Genomic DNA, 16,076 nt, shown 5'->3' on the forward strand with positions numbered 1-16,076 from the left:
TCGCCGGTTGAGTTGGCCTGATCCGGTGGAGCGGGACGATTCGTGCGGGGATGTCACGGTGTCGTCGAGCGAAGCCAAGACGGCGCCCTCCTGATTCGAGGTCCGACCTGGACGTCAGGGGTGTGACGCCCGGTCACAGAGACTCGAATCTATCCGGCGAGCTGGCGTTTTTTCAAGATCAGAGATCAGTACGCGGCGGTGAAGCGCATGTTCTGGAAGTGCGGATCCTCGATCTCGTCGACCACCGCGACGGCGAGATCCTCGTAACTGAGCACGCTCCGGCCCTGCGCGTCGGTCACCGGCTGGTCGGTGCCGGTGCGATACCGGCCGGTGCGCTGCCCCGGACGGAACTCCAGCGGCGGCGGGCAGACGTACGTCCAGGTCACGCCGTCGGCGCCGGAGCGGTAGACGTCCAGCGCAGCCGCCTGGCCCAGCGCGGCATCGCGGTACTCCTCGGGAAAGTCCGGCTCGTCCAGCAGCCGCGTCCCGGCCGGGGTGAGTAGCGTGGCCCCGCCACCGACGTGGATGACCCGGGGTGCGGCCGGCATGCCCTGCAGCGCGTCGAGCAGGGTGCGCGCCGCGTCGGGCCAGAGCGAACGATCACCGCCACCGACCGCCACGACCAGCGCGTCCGCCGCCGGCGCCAGCTCCCGTACGCTGCGTTCGCTGGTGGCGTCCCCGGTGACGACCTGGACCCCGGCCGGCAGGTACGGCGCGTCCGCCTCGGGCCGGCGCACCGCGGCCACCACCCGGTGGCCCCGGTTGAACGCCTCGATGACGATCCGCGAACCCGCGGTGCCTCCCGCACCGAACACGACGATGTCGCTCACGCCTCCCAGGCTATGGATCGGATCCGGCGACCGTCGGTGGAACGGCGATCCCGGCGTTCAGCCGATCAGCGCGGAGTAGACCAACTGGCGCAGCTGCGGCCGGATCGGCCAGGTGCTCGACGGCATCAGCTGGGTGAAGAACATGGCGGTGATCTCCTCCGCCGGGTCGACCCAGAACGCGGTGCTGGCCACCCCACCCCAGTAGTACTCGCCGATGCTGCTCGGCACCCGACTCGGGACCGGGTCGTCCACCACCGCGAAGCCGAGACCGAACCCGATGCCGTCCAGCGTCGTCTCGGCGAACCCGCCGGTGGACAGGACGCCCAGGTCCTGGCCGCCGGGCAGGTGGTTGCGGGTCATGAAGCGCACCGTGCGCGGGCCGAGCAGGCGGACGCCGTCCAGCTCGCCGCCGCGCAGCAGCAGCTGGGTGAACCGGTGGTAGTCGGCGGCCGACGAGATCAGTCCGCCGCCGCCGGAGAGCAGCACCGGCTTCTCGTACGCCAGGCCGCCGAGCGCGTCGTGGCGCACCGCCCGGCCGGTCGCCGGGTCCGGCACGTACAGCGCGGCGAGCCGGTCGGTGTCGGTGCCGTCGACGTGCCAGCGGGTGTCGCCCATGCCCAGCGGACGCAGGATCCGTTCGGTGAGGAACGTGTCGAGGCTCTGCCCGGAGACCACCTCGATCAGCCGGCCGAGCACGTCGGTGGCGACCGAGTATCCCCAGGCGGTGCCGGGCTGGAACAGCAGCGGCAGCTCGCCGAAGACCCGGCAGGCCTCGGCCAGGTCGACCTCAGCGGGTGGGTACAGGTCGTAGCCGGCCGCGCGGTACAGGCCGTCGACCACCGAGGTCTGCATGAAGCCGTACGTCAGCCCGGCGGTGTGGGTGAGCAGGTGCCAGATCCGGATCGGCTCGATCGCCGGCACGGTGTACGGCTTGAGCGTCGACCCCTTCGAATAGACCCGCATGTCGGCGAATTCGGGCAGCCAGCGCCCGATCTCGTCGGTCAGCTCGAAGTGGCCCTGCTCCCAGAGCATCATCGCCGCGACCGAGGTGATCGGCTTGGTCATCGAGTAGATCCGCCAGAGGGTGTCCGACTCCACCGGCGCGCCCGCCTCGCGGTCCCGCAACCCGTGGGTGGAGCTGTGCGCGATCTGGCCGCCTCGGGTGACCATCACCTGGAATCCGGCCAGCCGGCCGTCGTCGACGTACCGGCCGAAGTGTTCGTCGATCCGGGCCAACCGGGCCGGGTCGAAACCCAGCTGCTCCGCGTCGATGCTGCTCGCCACGTTCACCCGACCGAACCTACCGGCCGGTACCGGAGGCGGGAAGGCATGGTTGTCGGTGTCACTGGTTAGCCTCCTGGCATGCCGGAGCCGATCGAGGACGTGACCTTCCACGACGAGGACTGGTACGCCGAGGAGCTGGCCGACCGGCACTTCATCGGCTGCACCTTCCACCGGGTGGATCTGACCGAGGCGACCAGCCAGGGCGCGGTCTTCGACGGCTGCACCTTCGGCGACGTGCAGTTCAACGTCTCGCGGCACACCGACTCGGCCTTCACCCGGTGCGTGTTCACCCGCTGCAACCTGTTCGAGGCGGAGTTCACCGGCTGCAAGGTCGTGGGCAGCACCTTCGACCGCTGTGACCTGCGCCCGCTGACGGTGAGTGGAGGCGACTGGTCGTTCGTCACCCTCGCCGGGGCCGACCTGCGCGGCGGGCGGTTCACCGGGGTACGGATGCGGGAGACCGACCTGTCCGGCGTCGACCTCACCGGGGCGACGATGACCGGGGTCGACCTCTCCGACGTGCAGTGGCGTGGCACCCGGCTGTCCGGTGCGGACCTGCGCGGCAGCGACCTGACCGGGCTGGACCCGACGGCGGTGCAGCGTGCCGGAGCAGTCATCGACATGGTGCAGTCGGTGACCCTCGCTCAGGCCCTCGGCTTCGACGTCCGAGGCTGAGGTGTGCCCGCGCCGCCGGGGACACGACCCGGACACGGCGGTTCCTCCCGACTAGCGCGAAAGGTCTCCTCAATGCGAATGTGAGGCACCCGCACAACCGAGTGGAGTGTGCCGGTGCGAGTCCGGTCCGGCAGAAGTGGAGGGTCGGTGGCGGAGGAGCACCCCCCACGGGCAGTTCACGGCGGCGAGACCGCTCGGCACCGCGCACCGGAGACCCGACGACACGCACCCGCCGCCACGGGCGAGACCCGCGCTGCCGCCCGTCGGCTCGCCCGGGCCCGGAGACGTCGCCGCTACGCGGTGGAGGCGATCGCGGCTACCGCCGTGGCCAGTCTGCTGGCCCTGGTCGGGTACGCGCAGTGGTGGTCGGAGCCCAGCGGTGAGGAGCCGGCCGAACGGGAGGGACTGCCGGCGGGGGTCGGCCGCCCGAGCCTGCCCAGCAGCCAGCCCACCGCTCCTGCCGTACCGGGCCTGCGGCCCCGCGAACGTCCGCCGAGCCCCAGCCCCAGCCCCAGCGTCCGCCCGGGCACTCCGACGCCCCCGACGGTGCCGTTGATACTCACCGTCGGTCGCTCGGACGTGCCGGCGACGGTCAACCTGACCGATGCGGGTGAGCGCGACTGGGTGCACTGGGGACTGGGTGGCGGCGCGGCGACGGTCCGCAAGCGCGACGGCTCGGCCGAGATCCGCGACCTGGGCGGCCAGGGTGAGCGGGGCGGCTGGGACGGCAACCAGGAGCTGTTCCGGTGGCGCGACGGCGAGCCGGTGAGGTCGGCCGGCGGTACACCCGACGGGGTCTACACCTGCGGTGTGGACAACGGCTTCAGCCTCGCGGTGGTCGCCGACGGTCAACCGCGAACCGCCACCGTCTACCTCGGCGTGTGGATGGCCCGTGGCAGGTTGGACATGCGGCTGTCCGACGGTGGGCCGAGCCGGACGCTTCGGCTGGAGGAGCGACACACCAGCCAGTCCACCCGGGCGACCATCCGGTTCCAGGCGCCGAAGGGGACCCGGCTGCTGCTCACCTGGACGGTGGAGGAGACCTTCACTTCGCACTGCGGCAACGTCGGCCTGCAGGCCGTCGCCCTACGCTGATCGTGGCGGCGGCGCGTCGGGTAACCCGGCGTTGGACGGCCGGCGGCGCGAATCCCCAGTAGCGTGGTCGGCGAGCGATCCACGAACCGGAGGACCGATGACCACAGGCGACCAGGTACGCGACAGCCCCACGGATTGGGTGGCCGAGCACATTCAGCGGTACATCGACACCGACGGGGCCGACGGGCACGAGTGGCGGCCGGGTGTCTTCACGCTGCTGTTGACCACACGGGGCCGACGCACCGGTGCCCTGCGGCGTACCGCATTGATCTACGGCCGGTCCGGCGACGCGTACGCGGTGGTCGCCTCCCAGGGCGGCGATCCCCGGCACCCGGCCTGGTATCTCAACCTGCTGGCCGAGCCGCAGGTGCAGGTGCAGGTCGGCGCGGAGCGGTTCACCGCCCGGGCCCGGACCGCCGAGGCCGAGGAGAAGGCAGAGCTGTGGCCGCTGATGACCGGCATCTGGCCGGCGTACGACGACTACCAGGCCAAGACCGACCGGGACATTCCGGTGGTGCTGCTCGAACGCATCTGACCTGCGGCATCGCGCCCGCAGCCGGCCGTGGCGCGCCCGGCTGCGGGTTGGCCGACCGCGATCGGCTGCGGCAGACTGCCGGTGACCGCCGGGCTCGTGTCCGGCGGACGAGACGACCGGGAGGACCACAGATGCCCGCCTTCGCCCTGGCTCACCTGCGCGATCCGCAGGTCAACGAGGACATCCTGACGTACCTGGAGCGGATCCAGGCGACCCTGGAGCCCTTCGGCGGACGGTTCGTGGTGCACGGGCCGGAGGTGGAGGTCCGCGAGGGGGAGTGGCCGGGCAGCCTGGTCATTCTCGAGTTCCCCGATCGGGAGCAGGCGCACGGCTGGTACGACTCGCCCGAGTACCAGGAGATCCTGCCGTTGCGTACCCGGCACATCGAGGCATCACTGATCATCTTCGACGGCGTCGGCCCGGGCTACGACCCCGGCCAGACCGCGTCGGCGCTGCGGGCGCAGGCGGTGGACTGAGCCACCGGGACAGTTTGTCCGTCACCCCGTGTCGAACGGATCGTAACGTCCTGCTGTCCGTGTTCGACCGTCCTGTGTGGAGGTCAGGCCGATGAACAGCAGCAGTACCGTCCGTCCGTACCCGTCCACCGGCGAGCGGGCTGGAGCGGGGCTGCGGGAGATCCCGCTGCCGCCGTACGTGACCGCCGAGGATGCCCAGTTCGCGGTCCGGGCCGTCGTGGTGCACGCGCCACGGAGATGGTCGGGGGGGACGGTCTGCCGCAACGATGCCAGCCCGCACCCGTGTCGGCTGCACCGTTGGGGCACCCGGGTGCTCGCGCTGCGTGGCCTGCGCGACGCCGACATCGCCGCGTTGATCGAACGCGGCGACCCGGCCGCTCCGCTGCCGCCCCGGCCGACGGACTGAGGTCCGCCGGAAGGGCCCCCCAGGCGAGGGGGCCCTTCCCGAAACGGTCTTGAGTACCCGTTCGGCGCGCGGTCATGCCGCTGCATCGTATGCACGATGCTCTATTTGACGGATGCCCCGGCACCGGGCACCGTGGGCAGGTGAGGGGCCCCTGAGCTGCCCCGATGCGGCGGTGGACGGCCATCGTCCGGCCTGCCCGCAGATCCGCGAATGTGCGTCCGCACCGGGAGTGCGAGAACACCACGAGGAGTCTCAGCATGCTCACGATGACCGACAACGCCGTCCTGGTGATCCGTGATCTGGCCGCCCAGCAGGACGTCTCCGAGGGCGGTGGGGTGCGAATCGCAGCAGACACCACGGCCGGCTCGCTGACCGTGGAGCTGGTCCCTGCGCCGGTCGAGGGCGACCAGGTGGTCGACAACCAGGGCGCCCGGATCTTCCTCGACTCCGACGCCGCCGACCTGCTCGGCGAAGCCTCGGTCGACGCGAGCGTCGACGACGAGGGCGTCGTGCAGTTCGGGTTCACCGAGCAGCAGTAGGGCAAGGTCATCCAGCGCGGCGGGTCTCCCCGCCGCGCTGCGAACGGCCCCGGTTCGGCGATGCCTGACCGGGGCGTCGGGCCCCGCCACGCGCGGGCCGAGTCAGTGCGTCCAGCACATGGGCCAGGTGGTGCGAGGTGCTCCAGGCCATCCAGTTGGTCGTCGAACCGGCACCGGCGAACCGCCGGGCCCGCCGCAGGATCTCGTGGTCACCCCAGGAGAAGCTCGCGCCGGTGACCGGCCAGTGCGGTCCCGACACCAGCGTGTGGCACAGGTCGGCGACCCGGTCGTCGCCCCGGCCCCGGCGCCGTGACCAGCGGTGCACCCACCATGCGCCCTGGCCGGTGTAGGGGACGGTCGGCAGCCGGTCACCGGACGACGGCGTTCCCGGTGCGGCCGGGCTGACGCCGTAGTCGCCGAACCCGACGCCGAGATCGGCCAGCCGCTGCCAGAGCACCCAGTCCCAGCGTTCCACCCGTACGGGCTCGTCGGTGGGCAGCCGGGACAGCGTCGGCGGGATGCCGCCGGCAACCACGCTCACCGAACGCCAGGCGTGCCGCCGGGCCCAGTCCACCACCCACCGGACCCGTGGCTCGGTCATCCGCACGTCCGCCGCGCAACACACGTCGCCGCAGTCGAGCAGCAGGTCGCACTGCTCCGGGGCCAGCCACGCGTACCGCCAGATCTGCTCCACGGCCACCGTGCTGGCGTCGGGGCCAGCCCGATCCTGGCGGATCCGCAGTCGGACCACGGCCCGCCCGGCGTACGCCCGCGCCGCGCCGCCGAGCGCCGCCAGTCGCCGCTCACCGTCCGTCAGGCCGATCACCGGCACCAGCGGTACGCCCCAACGGGCCAGCTCCGTTCCCGCCGGCTCGGGCAGGGCGCCGATGTCGACGGCCGGGACCAGTCGCGTCGGCATCCGTGCCAGTGCGTCCACGATGGACGGGTCCGTCCCGGACAGTTGCAGGATCGGGCTGAGCATCGGGGCGAGGGCGTCGTCGAGGTGAGCGAGCGCCTCCAACTCGCCCCGTCGGGCGGCGAGGACGGGGCGGTAGACCGGTTCCTCCGCCCGACCACTATGGGCGGGCACCATGAATTCACTGTAGCCAGGCGATTACCGCACCTCACAGGAGTGCCGGCGGCAAATTACCCGGCCAACTGTCAGCTCTGCGACTATCATCTCCGCGGTGTCCGGCACCCCGACCCGATACCGGTCTTCCGACGAGGACAGCGCCCGCTGGCAGGGGCTCGCCCTCCGCCCGGGTGACATCGTGATCAGCACCCGCTCGAAGAGCGGTACCACCTGGATGCAGATGATCTGCGCCCTGCTGGTGCTGCGTACGCCGGAGCTGCCGGCACCGCTGAGCGAGCTGTCACCCTGGCTGGACTGGCTGGTCGAACCACAGGAGGCGGTGTACGCCCGATTGGCAGCCCAGCGCCACCGTCGCTTCATCAAGACCCACACTCCGCTGGACGGCGTGCCGGCGGATCCCCAGGTGCACTACGTGGTGGTGGCCCGCCACCCGCTCGACCTGGCGGTGTCCCTGCACCATCAGGCCGCGAACCTCGATCGGGCACGCCTCGCCGAACTGACCGGCCAGCCCGATGCGCCGGAGCCGGAGCGGCCCCGGCCGCCGATCGAGCAGGCGCTCGTACGCTGGATCGACGCGGATCCGGACCCGCGGACCGAGCTGGACTCCCTGCCCGGCGTCCTGTGGCATCTGCGGGACGCCTGGGTCCGCCGGCACCGACCGAACATCCACCTGGTGCACTACGACGACCTCCGTGCCGACCTGTCCGGGCAGATGCACCGCCTCGCCGCGCGGCTGGGCCTCGACCCGCCCGGGCCCGAGCTGGTCGAGGCGGCCACCTTCGACCGGATGCGTGCCCACGCCGACCGGCTCGCGCCCGACCCGGCGGGCGTGCTGAAGGACCGGCAGGCCTTCTTCCGCAGCGGTCGCTCCGGTCAGGGCCGGGCCATGCTGGACGACGAGGCACGGGCCCGGTACCGCAGCCGGTGCGCCGCGCTCGCACCGCCGGATCTGCTCTCCTGGCTGCACCGCGACGGCTGATCGACCGAGCTGCACCGCGACGGCTGATCGACCGACTACCGCCGGGGGCAGGAACGGCGGCACCCCGGCCGGCGGGTGCCGCTCCGGGGTGCCAGTGGGCCGTCATCGGCCCGGGATCGTCCGGTCAGTCGTCGTCCCGGTCGTCCTGGTCGTCGTCATCGTCGTCGTCCCGGTCGTCGTCATCGTCGTCCGCCGGCTCCTGCTCGGCCTTGACCACCTCGCCGGTCTGCCGGTCGATGTCGATCTCGTGCTCGGTGTCGCCCTTGACGATCTCCACCTCCCAGACCGCCCGGCCGTTCTCCCGGTCCCGTTCGATCTCGTCGGTGATCCGGCCACCACCGGCGTGCGCCAGCGCGAGCTCGCCGGCCCGCTCCCGGCTCACCGCGTCGTCGCCGCTGGCGGGCGATCCGCTGCCGGTCGGCGCCACGGTCGGGTCGGCCGGCGCCACGGTCGGGTCGGCCGGGATGCTCGCGGTGCCGCTGTCGTCCGGCACGCCCGGGGCGCCGGTCGCGGCGGTCAGCGTGGCCTGCTGCGCCCGGTCGTTGTCGGCCGCCGCGACGCCCAGGAACACCCCGGCTATCGCGAGGACCGCCGCCGCGCCGCCGACCGACGCCAGGATCAGGGGGTTGCGCTTCATCTTCGTCCACCTCTCCTCGGTTGTTGTATCGAGGATCGGTGCCGGCACGATAGCGGCGCGCTGTCCGAACGCTAAGGCCGGGTTAAGAAGGTCCTCGGGGGACCTGTCAGGGCTTCGGCGAGCCGAGCCGGAGGGTCACCGCGGCCCCGCCGCCGGGCGTTTCGCCCAGCTCCAACCGGCCGCCGCTGGCCTGGGCGGCGCGGCGGGCGATGTCCAGCCCGAGCCCGGTCGAGCCGGCCTGGCTCGCGCCCCGGCGCACCGAGTCGGCGGCGATGCCGGGACCTTCGTCGGCCACCGTCAACACCACCTGATCGCCGGCCGGCACGAGCCGTACGGCGAAGGCGGTGCTGTCCGGGGTGTGTGCGAAGACGTTGCCGAGCAGCGCGTCCACCGCCGCGGCCAGCTCGTCGGTCGAAACGTTTACCGGAAGCGGACCCGGCGCCAGGTCGAGGTCGACGCGGCGGCCGGTCTCCTCGGCCAGCACCGACCAGAAGGCCACCCGGTCGGCCACCGTCGCCACGGCGTCGGTGACCGCCGCGCTGTCGGCCCGGGTGTGCCAGCGGGCCTGCCGGATCAGGCCGGTCACCGCCCGTTCCAACCCGTCCACCGCGTCGGTGACCCGCGCGGCGTCCTGCGGGTCGCGCAGCGACTCGGCCTCCAGACGCAACGCGGTCAGCGGGGTCCGAAGCCGGTGCGACAGGTCCGCGACCTGTTCCCGTTCCTGCACCAGCAGCTCCTGGATCCGGCCGGCCAGGTGGTTGAGGGCACCGCCCACCTCGCGCAGCTCCGCCGGCCCGGAAGGGTCGACCCGCGCGTCCAGCTCCGCTCGGGCCAGCCGGTGCGACACCGCCGAGAGTTCGCCGATCGGACGGACCAGGGTGCGGGCCAGTCGGTCGGCGACGGCCAGGGCGATCAGCACCAGCAGCAGCCCGAGCAGGGCCAGCACCAGCCAGGCCCGGTCCACCCCGGCGGTCATCTCGTCGTACGGCACGACGGCGCGGATCACGGTGATGCCGTCCGTGCGCCCCTGCACCGCGATCACCACCTCGCGCCCGTCGGCCGTCTCGGCGGTGAGGCTCTGCCCCCGGGCGGCCAACTCGACCGCGGGGGTTGGCGCGCTCTGGGTGCCGAGCACGGTGCCGTCGGGCAGGAACACGCTGACCGGCCGGCCGGACTCGGCGACCAGCTGCTCCACGGTCAGCCGGACGGTGTTCACGTCGGCGGTGCCGACCACCGGGGCGAGGCTCTGGGCGTTCGCGGTGGCCCGGCTGGTCGCCCGATCCTCGGCGGCGGTACGCAGCAGCAGCGCCAGCGGCACCAGGAAGGCGATCACGATGAGCACGCTGACCGCGGTGACCAGCAGCGCCAGGCGCGCCCTCACCCGGCCACCTCCGGGGAGACCAGCCGCACCCCGACGCCGCGTACGGTGTGCAGGTAACGCGGCTGCTGGGCGCTTTCGCCGAGCTTTCGGCGCAGCCAGGACAGGTGCACGTCGACGGTCTTGTCCGCTCCGCCGTACGGTATCTGCCAGACCTCGGTCAGCAACTCCCGCTTGGTCACCACCTCGCCGACCCGGGTGGCCAGGTGCCGCAGCAGGTCGAACTCACGGGGGGTCAGCTCGACCGGCTCACCGTCGAGACTGACCTGCCGGGAGCGGGGGTCGATCCGCAGCCCGCCGACCACCACCGTCGGGTCCTCGTCGGCCGGTCCACCGGGCCCACGGCGCAGCACCGCCCGTACCCGCGCGTCGAGCTGGGCGGCGGTGAACGGCTTGACCAGGTAGTCGTCGGCACCGGCGTCGAGCACCCGGACGATCTCCCGCTCGTCGTCACGTGCGGTGGCGACGATGACCGGGACCGCGCTGACCGCCCGCAGCATCCGCAACAGCTCGCGGCCATCCAGGTCGGGCAGCCCGAGGTCGAGCACGACCAGGTCGGGGCGGTCGTCGAGGGCGTCGCGCAGGCCGGTCATCGCGGTGGACGCGGCGGCCACGGCGTGCCCCCGTTCGCGCAGCGCCCGTACCAGCGGAGTGCGGATGGTCAGGTCGTCCTCGATGAGCAGCAGGCGGGCCACAGCAGGCAGAGTATCCCCGCCGGTGGCGGGCGACCGGGTGCCTTAACCGTCCCTTAGCGTTGCCCGAAGGTCGGCCCAATCCTCGATCGGGGATAGTCGGGTGATGGGCCGTCGTACCTTCCTCGCCGTCGCCGGGTGGCTGGCCACCGCGGTCGCCGCCACCCTGATCGGGCTCGCCGCGATCCAGCTGGTGGGGGAGAGCCTCACCGGAACGCCGGGCGGGGTCCGCAGCCAGGAGGAGATCGCCCGCGCGCTCGCCGAGCCGATACCGAGCGGCACCGCTGCGACCGGCACCGGGTCGCCTGGTCCGCCGGATCCGAGCGCCACGCCGCCGGTCGGTCCGAGCGCGTTGCCGGTAAGCCCGAGCGCCGAGCCCGACAACCGGCGCAGCTTCACCAACCCGGGCGGCAGCGCGGTGGCGGAGTGCGTACCGGGCGGGGTGCGGCTGGTGTCCTTCAATCCGCGGCCGGGTTACCAGGTCGACGACGTCGACCGTGGCCCGGACGACGACGCCGAGGTGAAGTTCGTCGGCCCGAGCGGCGAGTACGAGCTGTCGGTGCGGTGCGTGGCTGGGGTGCCCGTACTGGAGCCCGATGACGACGACTGAGAAGCGCCCGGCCCGGGCTGGCCGCCGCCGGCTAGATCGGGGTGGCCGGTCGCACCGGGATACCGAACGCGGTCTTCGTGATCACCTTCGACGGCGCGGGGGTCTGCGCCGACCGCCCGTTCCACCTGGCCGTGCTCTCCTGACCGGCCGACCAGGGCCCCGCAGGCGAGCGCGCGGCGCCGTCAGACCCGAGGTCGAAACGTCGCCGCGCTCAGCCGTCTCCCACCGTCGCAGCCGTACGGCGGTACGTCAGCGGGGACCTGGCGTGACCGGAGGATGCCGGTCGGTCGTGTCGATCCCCGATCGGTGCCGGTCCAAACCCTCAGACCGTGGCTAATTCCGCCATTTGTGAACCCCGGCGTGGGCCAGCCCGCGATGGGGTATGAAGCGGGCATGGAGCACTTCACTATCGCGACTGTCGCCGAGAAGAGCCCGGACTTCCGGCGCGTGCTGTGGACCGGGGACCACACCCAGTTGGTCATCATGACGATCCCGCCTGACGGCGAGATCGGTGAGGAGGTCCACGAGGACATCGACCAGATCCTCACCTTCGTCAGCGGTGTCGGCGAGGCGCAGGTCGCCGGGAAGAAGCGCAAGGTGGCGCAGGGCGACCTGGTGGTCGTACCGGCCGGCACCAAGCACAACTTCGTCAACACCGGGCCGAACCCGCTGGTGCTCTACACCGTCTACGGTCCGCCGGAGCACGCCGACCAGGCGGTCCACCGGACCAAGGAGGAAGCCGACGCGGCCGAGGCCGCCGGTAAGGACGAGCCCCCGACCTCCTGAGAATCCGCCGGCCGGCTCACGTATCGCTGATCCGGCCGTACCGCCGACGCCCCGGGTGCTGGTCCCGCCCCGGGGCGTCGCGCGTCAGCGCGGCAGGACCGGTACGCCGGTCACGTCGATCGTCTCCGGGTACTTGACGCCCGCACCGGTGTTGAGCACCACCACCCGTTCGCCCGCGCGGATCCAGCCACCGGCCCGCAACCTGCGGGTCGCGGTCAGGCAGGCCGCCCCCTCGGGGCAGACCAGCAGGCCCTCCCGGGCGGCGAAGTCGCGCAGGTCGGCCAGGATCTCGGCGTCGTCCACCGCGATCGCGGTGCCGGCGGTGGCCCGCAGCGCGTTCAGGATCAGCTCGTCGCCCAGCGGCGCGGGCACGTTGATGCCGAACGCCACGGTGCGCGCGTCCGCCCACGGTCGCGCCCGGTCCTCCCCGGCGGCGAACGCCCGCACGATCGGCGCGCAGCCGGTGGACTGCACCGCCACCAGCCGGGGCAGCTTGTCCTCCACCCAGCCCAGCTCGCGCAGCTCGCCGAGCGCCTTGTGGATGCCGATCAGCCCCACCCCACCGCCGGTCGGGTAGACGATCACGTCGGGCACCTGCCAGCCGAGCTGCTCGACGATCTCGTACCCCATCGTCTTCTTGCCTTCCAGGCGGTACGGCTCGCGCAGCGTACCGGCGTCGAAGATGGTGCCCGCCGCGGCCGTGACGAGCGCGGCGATCTGGCGCCCGGCGTCGCTGATGAGTCCGTCGACCAGGCGCAGGTCGGCGCCGGCCGCCACGCACTCCCGGCGGCAGATGGTGGGCGCGTCCAACGGCATCGCGATCGTGGCGCCGATCCCCGCGCGGGCCGCGTAGGTCGCCCAGGCGGCGCCCGCATTGCCGTTGGTCGGCATGGCGATCCGTCGGATGCCCAGCTCCCGGGCCCGGCTGACGCCCACCGCGGCGCCACGTGCCTTGAACGAGCCGGTCGGGGTCAGGCCCTCGTCCTTGACGAGCAGATCGTCGACGCCGATCCGGGCCCCGTACGACGGCGCACGCAGCATCGGCGTCCAACCCTCGCCGAGCGTGGTGAGGCACTTCTCGTTGGCCACCGGCAGCAACTCCCGGTAGCGCCACAGGTCGGCCGGGCGCAACCCGAACCGTTCCGGCTCCACCGCCCCTGCCACCGCCGCAAGGTCGTAGCGGGCCAGCAGCGGCGAGCCGCACGCACAGAGGTTCTGCGGTACGCCGGCGTCGTGCTCCCGGCCGCAGCGCGGGCACTCCAGGTGGGTCAGGTACACGATGCTCCTCGCCGTCTCAGCTCGCGTCCACGCCCCGCATTCTCCGGCAAACCGGACCGGCGCGCCGGACCGGCGGGCCGCCATGCCCCGATCCCCGGCATGGTGGCGGCCATCGGGGGTAGAACGGTCGGTATGGACCACACCGACCACCCGACCGCCACCCTCCCCGGCGACGTCCGGATTCCGTTGCTCGGCTTCGGTACCTGGCAGGCCACCGGTGATGCCGGCTTCAAGGCCGTGCTCGCCGCGCTGGACGCCGGCTACCGGCACATCGACACCGCCACCATGTACGGCAACGAGGAGGAGGTCGGCCGGGCCGTGCGCGAGAGCGGCCTGCGGCGGGAGGACGTCTTCATCACCACCAAGCTGCCGCCTGAGCGGGCCGGCCGGGAACGGGAGACGATCGAGGCGAGCCTGCGCGCCCTCGACGTCGAGCAGGTCGACCTGTGGTTGGTGCACTGGCCGCCGAGCGACGCCGGTGCCCTGATCCCGATCTGGCGGGAGATGCTCGCCGCCCGCGACGCGGGCCTGGCCCGGGCGGTCGGGGTCAGCAACTTCAGTACCGCGCAGATCGACGAGCTGATCCAGGCCACCGAGGAAAATCCGGCGGTCAACCAGATCAAGTGGAGCCCTCGCCTGTACGACCGGCAACGGCACGTCGAGCACCGGGATCGTGGGGTGGTGCTGGAGGGCTACAGCCCGTTCAAGACCAGCGACCTGTCGGACCCGGTGTTGACCCGGATCGCCGCCGCGCACAACGTCTCGCCCGCCCAGGTGGTGCTGCGCTGGCACCTCGACCACGAGATCGTGGCGATCCCCAAGTCGGTGACCCCGGAGCGGATCCGGGCCAACGCCGACATCTTCGGCTTCTCGCTGACCGCCGAGGAGATCCGCGACATCGACGCCCTCGGCGGATCCTGACCGTTGACGGGCGGCCTCAGGTGGTGGCCGGCGGTGGCGGCTCGCTGTGCGACCAGCGGTACAGGGCGTACCGCCGGCCCTTGTCCTCGACGAAGACCGGCTCGCCACCGGTCGGCCGGTAGCCGGCCGACCGGGCCACCGCCGTGCTGCCGGCGTTGTCCGCCTCGATCTCCAGGTAGGCCGTCGGCAGGCCGGCCACCGAGTGGGCGTACCCGGTGATCAGCCGTAGGGACCGACTGGCCAGGCGCTGACCGCGGTAGGCCGGCCCGACCGCGTAGCCGATGGTGCCCGCGGCCAGGTTGAGCATCACCTCGCCGCGGGCCAGGTCGTCGCCGCTGGTGATGGCGAGGTAGATCCGGGCGCCGGCCAGCTGCGCGTGCCGGGCGGTGGTCAGGTACGCCTCGGCGGCGGGCAGGTCGAACGGGGCGGCCACCGGCAGCCGGTACGCCATCTCGGCGTCGTCGAAGAGCGTCACCAACTGGCCCAGGTCGTGCTGGGACCACTGGCGCAGGACGATCCCGTCACCTTCGAGGCGTACGTCCACGGTCAGCATCCGATCCCCCCGTCGTCGGGCCTCAGTCTCCGAGCTTCGGATGTGGCGCGGCAACCCCACCGACGCGTCGGTTGAAAGCTTCAGCTGCCCGTCGTGGCATGAAGACTATTGACATCGATGACGGTCGCGCTCTAGCGTCTCGCCCAACTATCGATGACCGTCGTCGTCCGGAGGGCTGCCATGACCCCTGCCCACCCCATCCGTCTGCGCCGCCGAGGGCTGCTCGGCGTACCGGCCCTGGTGGCCGCCGCACTCACCCTGGTCGCCCGGCCCGCCGCCGCGACCGCCGCCCCGCCGGCCGAGTGCCTGGCCGACCTGCTCCAGGAGTCCTGATGGCCACCGTCGGATGGCTGGTGGACGTGCTGCGCGGCGCCGGCGTGCAGGTGGTGGTGGAGGGCGACTGGCTCAACCGGATGCGCCCCGGTTCGTTCGATCCGATCGGAGTGCTCTGGCACCACACCGCGGCCACCTCCAGCGCCAGCAACCCGCATCCCGCACTCAACATCTGCATCAACGGCCGCTCCGACCTGCCCGGTCCGCTCTGCCAGGCCCTGGTCGACTACCACGGCGTCTTCCACGTCATCTCCGCCGGCCGCTGCAACCATGCCGGGGTCAGCGGCGGCAGCGGCCCGATCCCGGCCGGCGACGGAAACACCCTCATGATCGGCTGGGAGATCGACTACAACGGGGTCGACCAGCAGATGACCGCCGCGCAGTACAACGCCTCGATCGCCGCTACCGCCGCCGTGCTCACCCGGCTCGGGCGGGACGCCAGCCATGCCCGGGGGCACCGGGAGACCAGCACCACCGGCAAGATCGACCCGTCCTTCATCGACCTGAACACGATGCGCTCGGACGTCGCGGCCCGGATGACCGGCGGCACCGCGTGGAGCGCCACGGTGGACAACAGCACCGCCGGCCGGTTCACCGCCGGCACGAGTTGGGGCGTCTCGTCGTACTCCGGCCAGCGCTACGGGGCCGACTACCGGTACGCCGACCCGGTCGCCGCCAGCGACGCCGCCTGGTACCGCTTCAACGTGCCGGCCAGCGCCAACTACCGGGTGGAGGTCTGGTACCCGGCCAACGCCGGCTACAACAGCGCGACGCCGTACATCGTCGCCACGTCGAGCGGAAACCGGACGGTGTACGTGGACCAGCGCACCGGCGGTGGTCAGTGGCGCGGCCTCGGCACCTTCGCGCTGCCGGCCGGTGACGCCAACCGGGTGGCGGTGAGCCGGTGGAGTTCCGCCAGCGGCTACGTCATCGCCGACGCCGTACGCCTGACCCGGGTCTGAGCGGCCGGCCATCG

At 72.4% G+C, this 16,076-nt stretch carries 20 protein-coding genes; 12 read left to right on the forward strand and 8 right to left on the reverse strand.

Annotation, left to right across the window (positions count from 1 at the left end; genetic code table 11):
• Positions 1–185 precede the first annotated feature (185 nt).
• Complete coding sequence (locus BMY89_RS23250) at positions 186–830, reverse strand: NAD(P)-dependent oxidoreductase (RefSeq protein ID WP_092382178.1); 645 nt, start codon at positions 828–830, stop codon at positions 186–188.
• A gap of 57 nt (positions 831–887) precedes the next feature.
• Positions 888–2,120, reverse strand: a complete 1,233-nt coding sequence (locus BMY89_RS23255) for a serine hydrolase domain-containing protein (protein ID WP_092382179.1) — start codon at positions 2,118–2,120, stop codon at positions 888–890.
• Between the two features lie 72 nt (positions 2,121–2,192).
• Between BMY89_RS23255 and BMY89_RS23260 the strand changes: the two genes are divergently transcribed.
• From BMY89_RS23260 to BMY89_RS23285, 6 genes are all read left to right on the forward strand, one after another.
• Entirely contained in the window at positions 2,193–2,789 is a 597-nt protein-coding gene (locus BMY89_RS23260; RefSeq protein WP_092382180.1) for a pentapeptide repeat-containing protein, read from the forward strand.
• A 147-nt stretch (positions 2,790–2,936) separates the two neighbouring features.
• Positions 2,937–3,884 (forward strand): hypothetical protein, encoded by a 948-nt coding sequence (locus tag BMY89_RS23265; protein ID WP_175510407.1) that lies wholly within the window; start codon positions 2,937–2,939, stop codon positions 3,882–3,884.
• A gap of 97 nt (positions 3,885–3,981) precedes the next feature.
• Positions 3,982–4,419: a nitroreductase family deazaflavin-dependent oxidoreductase gene (locus BMY89_RS23270; RefSeq protein ID WP_092382181.1), complete on the forward strand. Its 438-nt coding sequence runs from the start codon at positions 3,982–3,984 to the stop codon at positions 4,417–4,419.
• Between the two features lie 131 nt (positions 4,420–4,550).
• Entirely contained in the window at positions 4,551–4,895 is a 345-nt protein-coding gene (locus BMY89_RS23275) for a DUF1330 domain-containing protein (protein ID WP_092382182.1), read from the forward strand.
• A 91-nt stretch (positions 4,896–4,986) separates the two neighbouring features.
• Entirely contained in the window at positions 4,987–5,301 is a 315-nt protein-coding gene (locus BMY89_RS23280; protein ID WP_092382183.1) for a hypothetical protein, read from the forward strand.
• A 257-nt stretch (positions 5,302–5,558) separates the two neighbouring features.
• Positions 5,559–5,840, forward strand: coding sequence for an adhesin (locus BMY89_RS23285; RefSeq protein ID WP_092382263.1), 282 nt, complete (start codon positions 5,559–5,561; stop codon positions 5,838–5,840).
• A 7-nt stretch (positions 5,841–5,847) separates the two neighbouring features.
• Here BMY89_RS23285 and BMY89_RS23290 read toward each other — a convergent pair whose 3' ends face one another.
• A complete protein-coding gene (locus tag BMY89_RS23290; protein WP_092382184.1) occupies positions 5,848–6,933 on the reverse strand; it encodes a beta family protein in 1,086 nt (361 codons plus the stop codon).
• A gap of 94 nt (positions 6,934–7,027) precedes the next feature.
• Here BMY89_RS23290 and BMY89_RS23295 point away from each other — a divergent pair, with 94 nt between their 5' ends.
• A complete protein-coding gene (locus BMY89_RS23295; protein ID WP_092382185.1) occupies positions 7,028–7,912 on the forward strand; it encodes a sulfotransferase domain-containing protein in 885 nt (294 codons plus the stop codon).
• A gap of 124 nt (positions 7,913–8,036) precedes the next feature.
• Here the strand turns inward: BMY89_RS23295 and BMY89_RS23300 are convergent, their stop codons facing one another.
• The 3 genes from BMY89_RS23300 to BMY89_RS23310 all read right to left on the reverse strand — a co-directional run bounded on the left by BMY89_RS23300 (position 8,037) and on the right by BMY89_RS23310 (position 10,622).
• Complete coding sequence (locus BMY89_RS23300; protein WP_092382186.1) at positions 8,037–8,549, reverse strand: PepSY domain-containing protein; 513 nt, start codon at positions 8,547–8,549, stop codon at positions 8,037–8,039.
• Between the two features lie 106 nt (positions 8,550–8,655).
• Positions 8,656–9,930 (reverse strand): sensor histidine kinase, encoded by a 1,275-nt coding sequence (locus tag BMY89_RS23305; protein ID WP_092382187.1) that lies wholly within the window; start codon positions 9,928–9,930, stop codon positions 8,656–8,658.
• Positions 9,927–10,622, reverse strand: coding sequence for a response regulator transcription factor (locus tag BMY89_RS23310; RefSeq protein ID WP_092382188.1), 696 nt, complete (start codon positions 10,620–10,622; stop codon positions 9,927–9,929). Before BMY89_RS23310 ends, BMY89_RS23305 begins: the two co-directional genes overlap by 4 nt.
• A 103-nt stretch (positions 10,623–10,725) precedes the next feature.
• Here BMY89_RS23310 and BMY89_RS23315 point away from each other — a divergent pair, with 103 nt between their 5' ends.
• Positions 10,726–11,229: a septum formation initiator gene (locus BMY89_RS23315; RefSeq protein ID WP_092382189.1), complete on the forward strand. Its 504-nt coding sequence runs from the start codon at positions 10,726–10,728 to the stop codon at positions 11,227–11,229.
• 393 nt (positions 11,230–11,622) lie between these two features.
• A complete protein-coding gene (locus BMY89_RS23320) occupies positions 11,623–12,015 on the forward strand; it encodes a cupin domain-containing protein (RefSeq protein ID WP_092382190.1) in 393 nt (130 codons plus the stop codon).
• Between the two features lie 84 nt (positions 12,016–12,099).
• On the opposite strand, the gene BMY89_RS23325 is transcribed toward BMY89_RS23320, so the two are convergent.
• Positions 12,100–13,293, reverse strand: coding sequence for a threonine synthase (locus tag BMY89_RS23325; RefSeq protein WP_092382191.1), 1,194 nt, complete (start codon positions 13,291–13,293; stop codon positions 12,100–12,102).
• 132 nt (positions 13,294–13,425) lie between these two features.
• Between BMY89_RS23325 and BMY89_RS23330 the strand changes: the two genes are divergently transcribed.
• On the forward strand, positions 13,426–14,214 hold the full coding sequence (locus tag BMY89_RS23330; protein WP_092382192.1) for an aldo/keto reductase: 789 nt from the start codon (positions 13,426–13,428) through the stop codon (positions 14,212–14,214).
• 16 nt (positions 14,215–14,230) lie between these two features.
• Here BMY89_RS23330 and BMY89_RS23335 read toward each other — a convergent pair whose 3' ends face one another.
• Positions 14,231–14,767, reverse strand: coding sequence for a GNAT family N-acetyltransferase (locus tag BMY89_RS23335; RefSeq protein ID WP_092382193.1), 537 nt, complete (start codon positions 14,765–14,767; stop codon positions 14,231–14,233).
• Between the two features lie 180 nt (positions 14,768–14,947).
• Between BMY89_RS23335 and BMY89_RS30535 the strand changes: the two genes are divergently transcribed.
• Both BMY89_RS30535 and BMY89_RS23340 read left to right on the forward strand, forming a co-directional pair.
• Positions 14,948–15,100, forward strand: coding sequence for a hypothetical protein (locus BMY89_RS30535; RefSeq protein WP_170147767.1), 153 nt, complete (start codon positions 14,948–14,950; stop codon positions 15,098–15,100).
• A complete protein-coding gene (locus BMY89_RS23340; protein ID WP_092382194.1) occupies positions 15,100–16,062 on the forward strand; it encodes a golvesin C-terminal-like domain-containing protein in 963 nt (320 codons plus the stop codon). The genes BMY89_RS30535 and BMY89_RS23340 overlap by 1 nt, the downstream gene beginning before the upstream one ends.
• The last annotated feature ends 14 nt before the right edge of the window (positions 16,063–16,076 follow it).

The sequence above is a fragment of the Micromonospora phaseoli genome, assembly GCF_900109115.1.
Lineage (GTDB): Bacteria > Actinomycetota > Actinomycetes > Mycobacteriales > Micromonosporaceae > Micromonospora > Micromonospora phaseoli.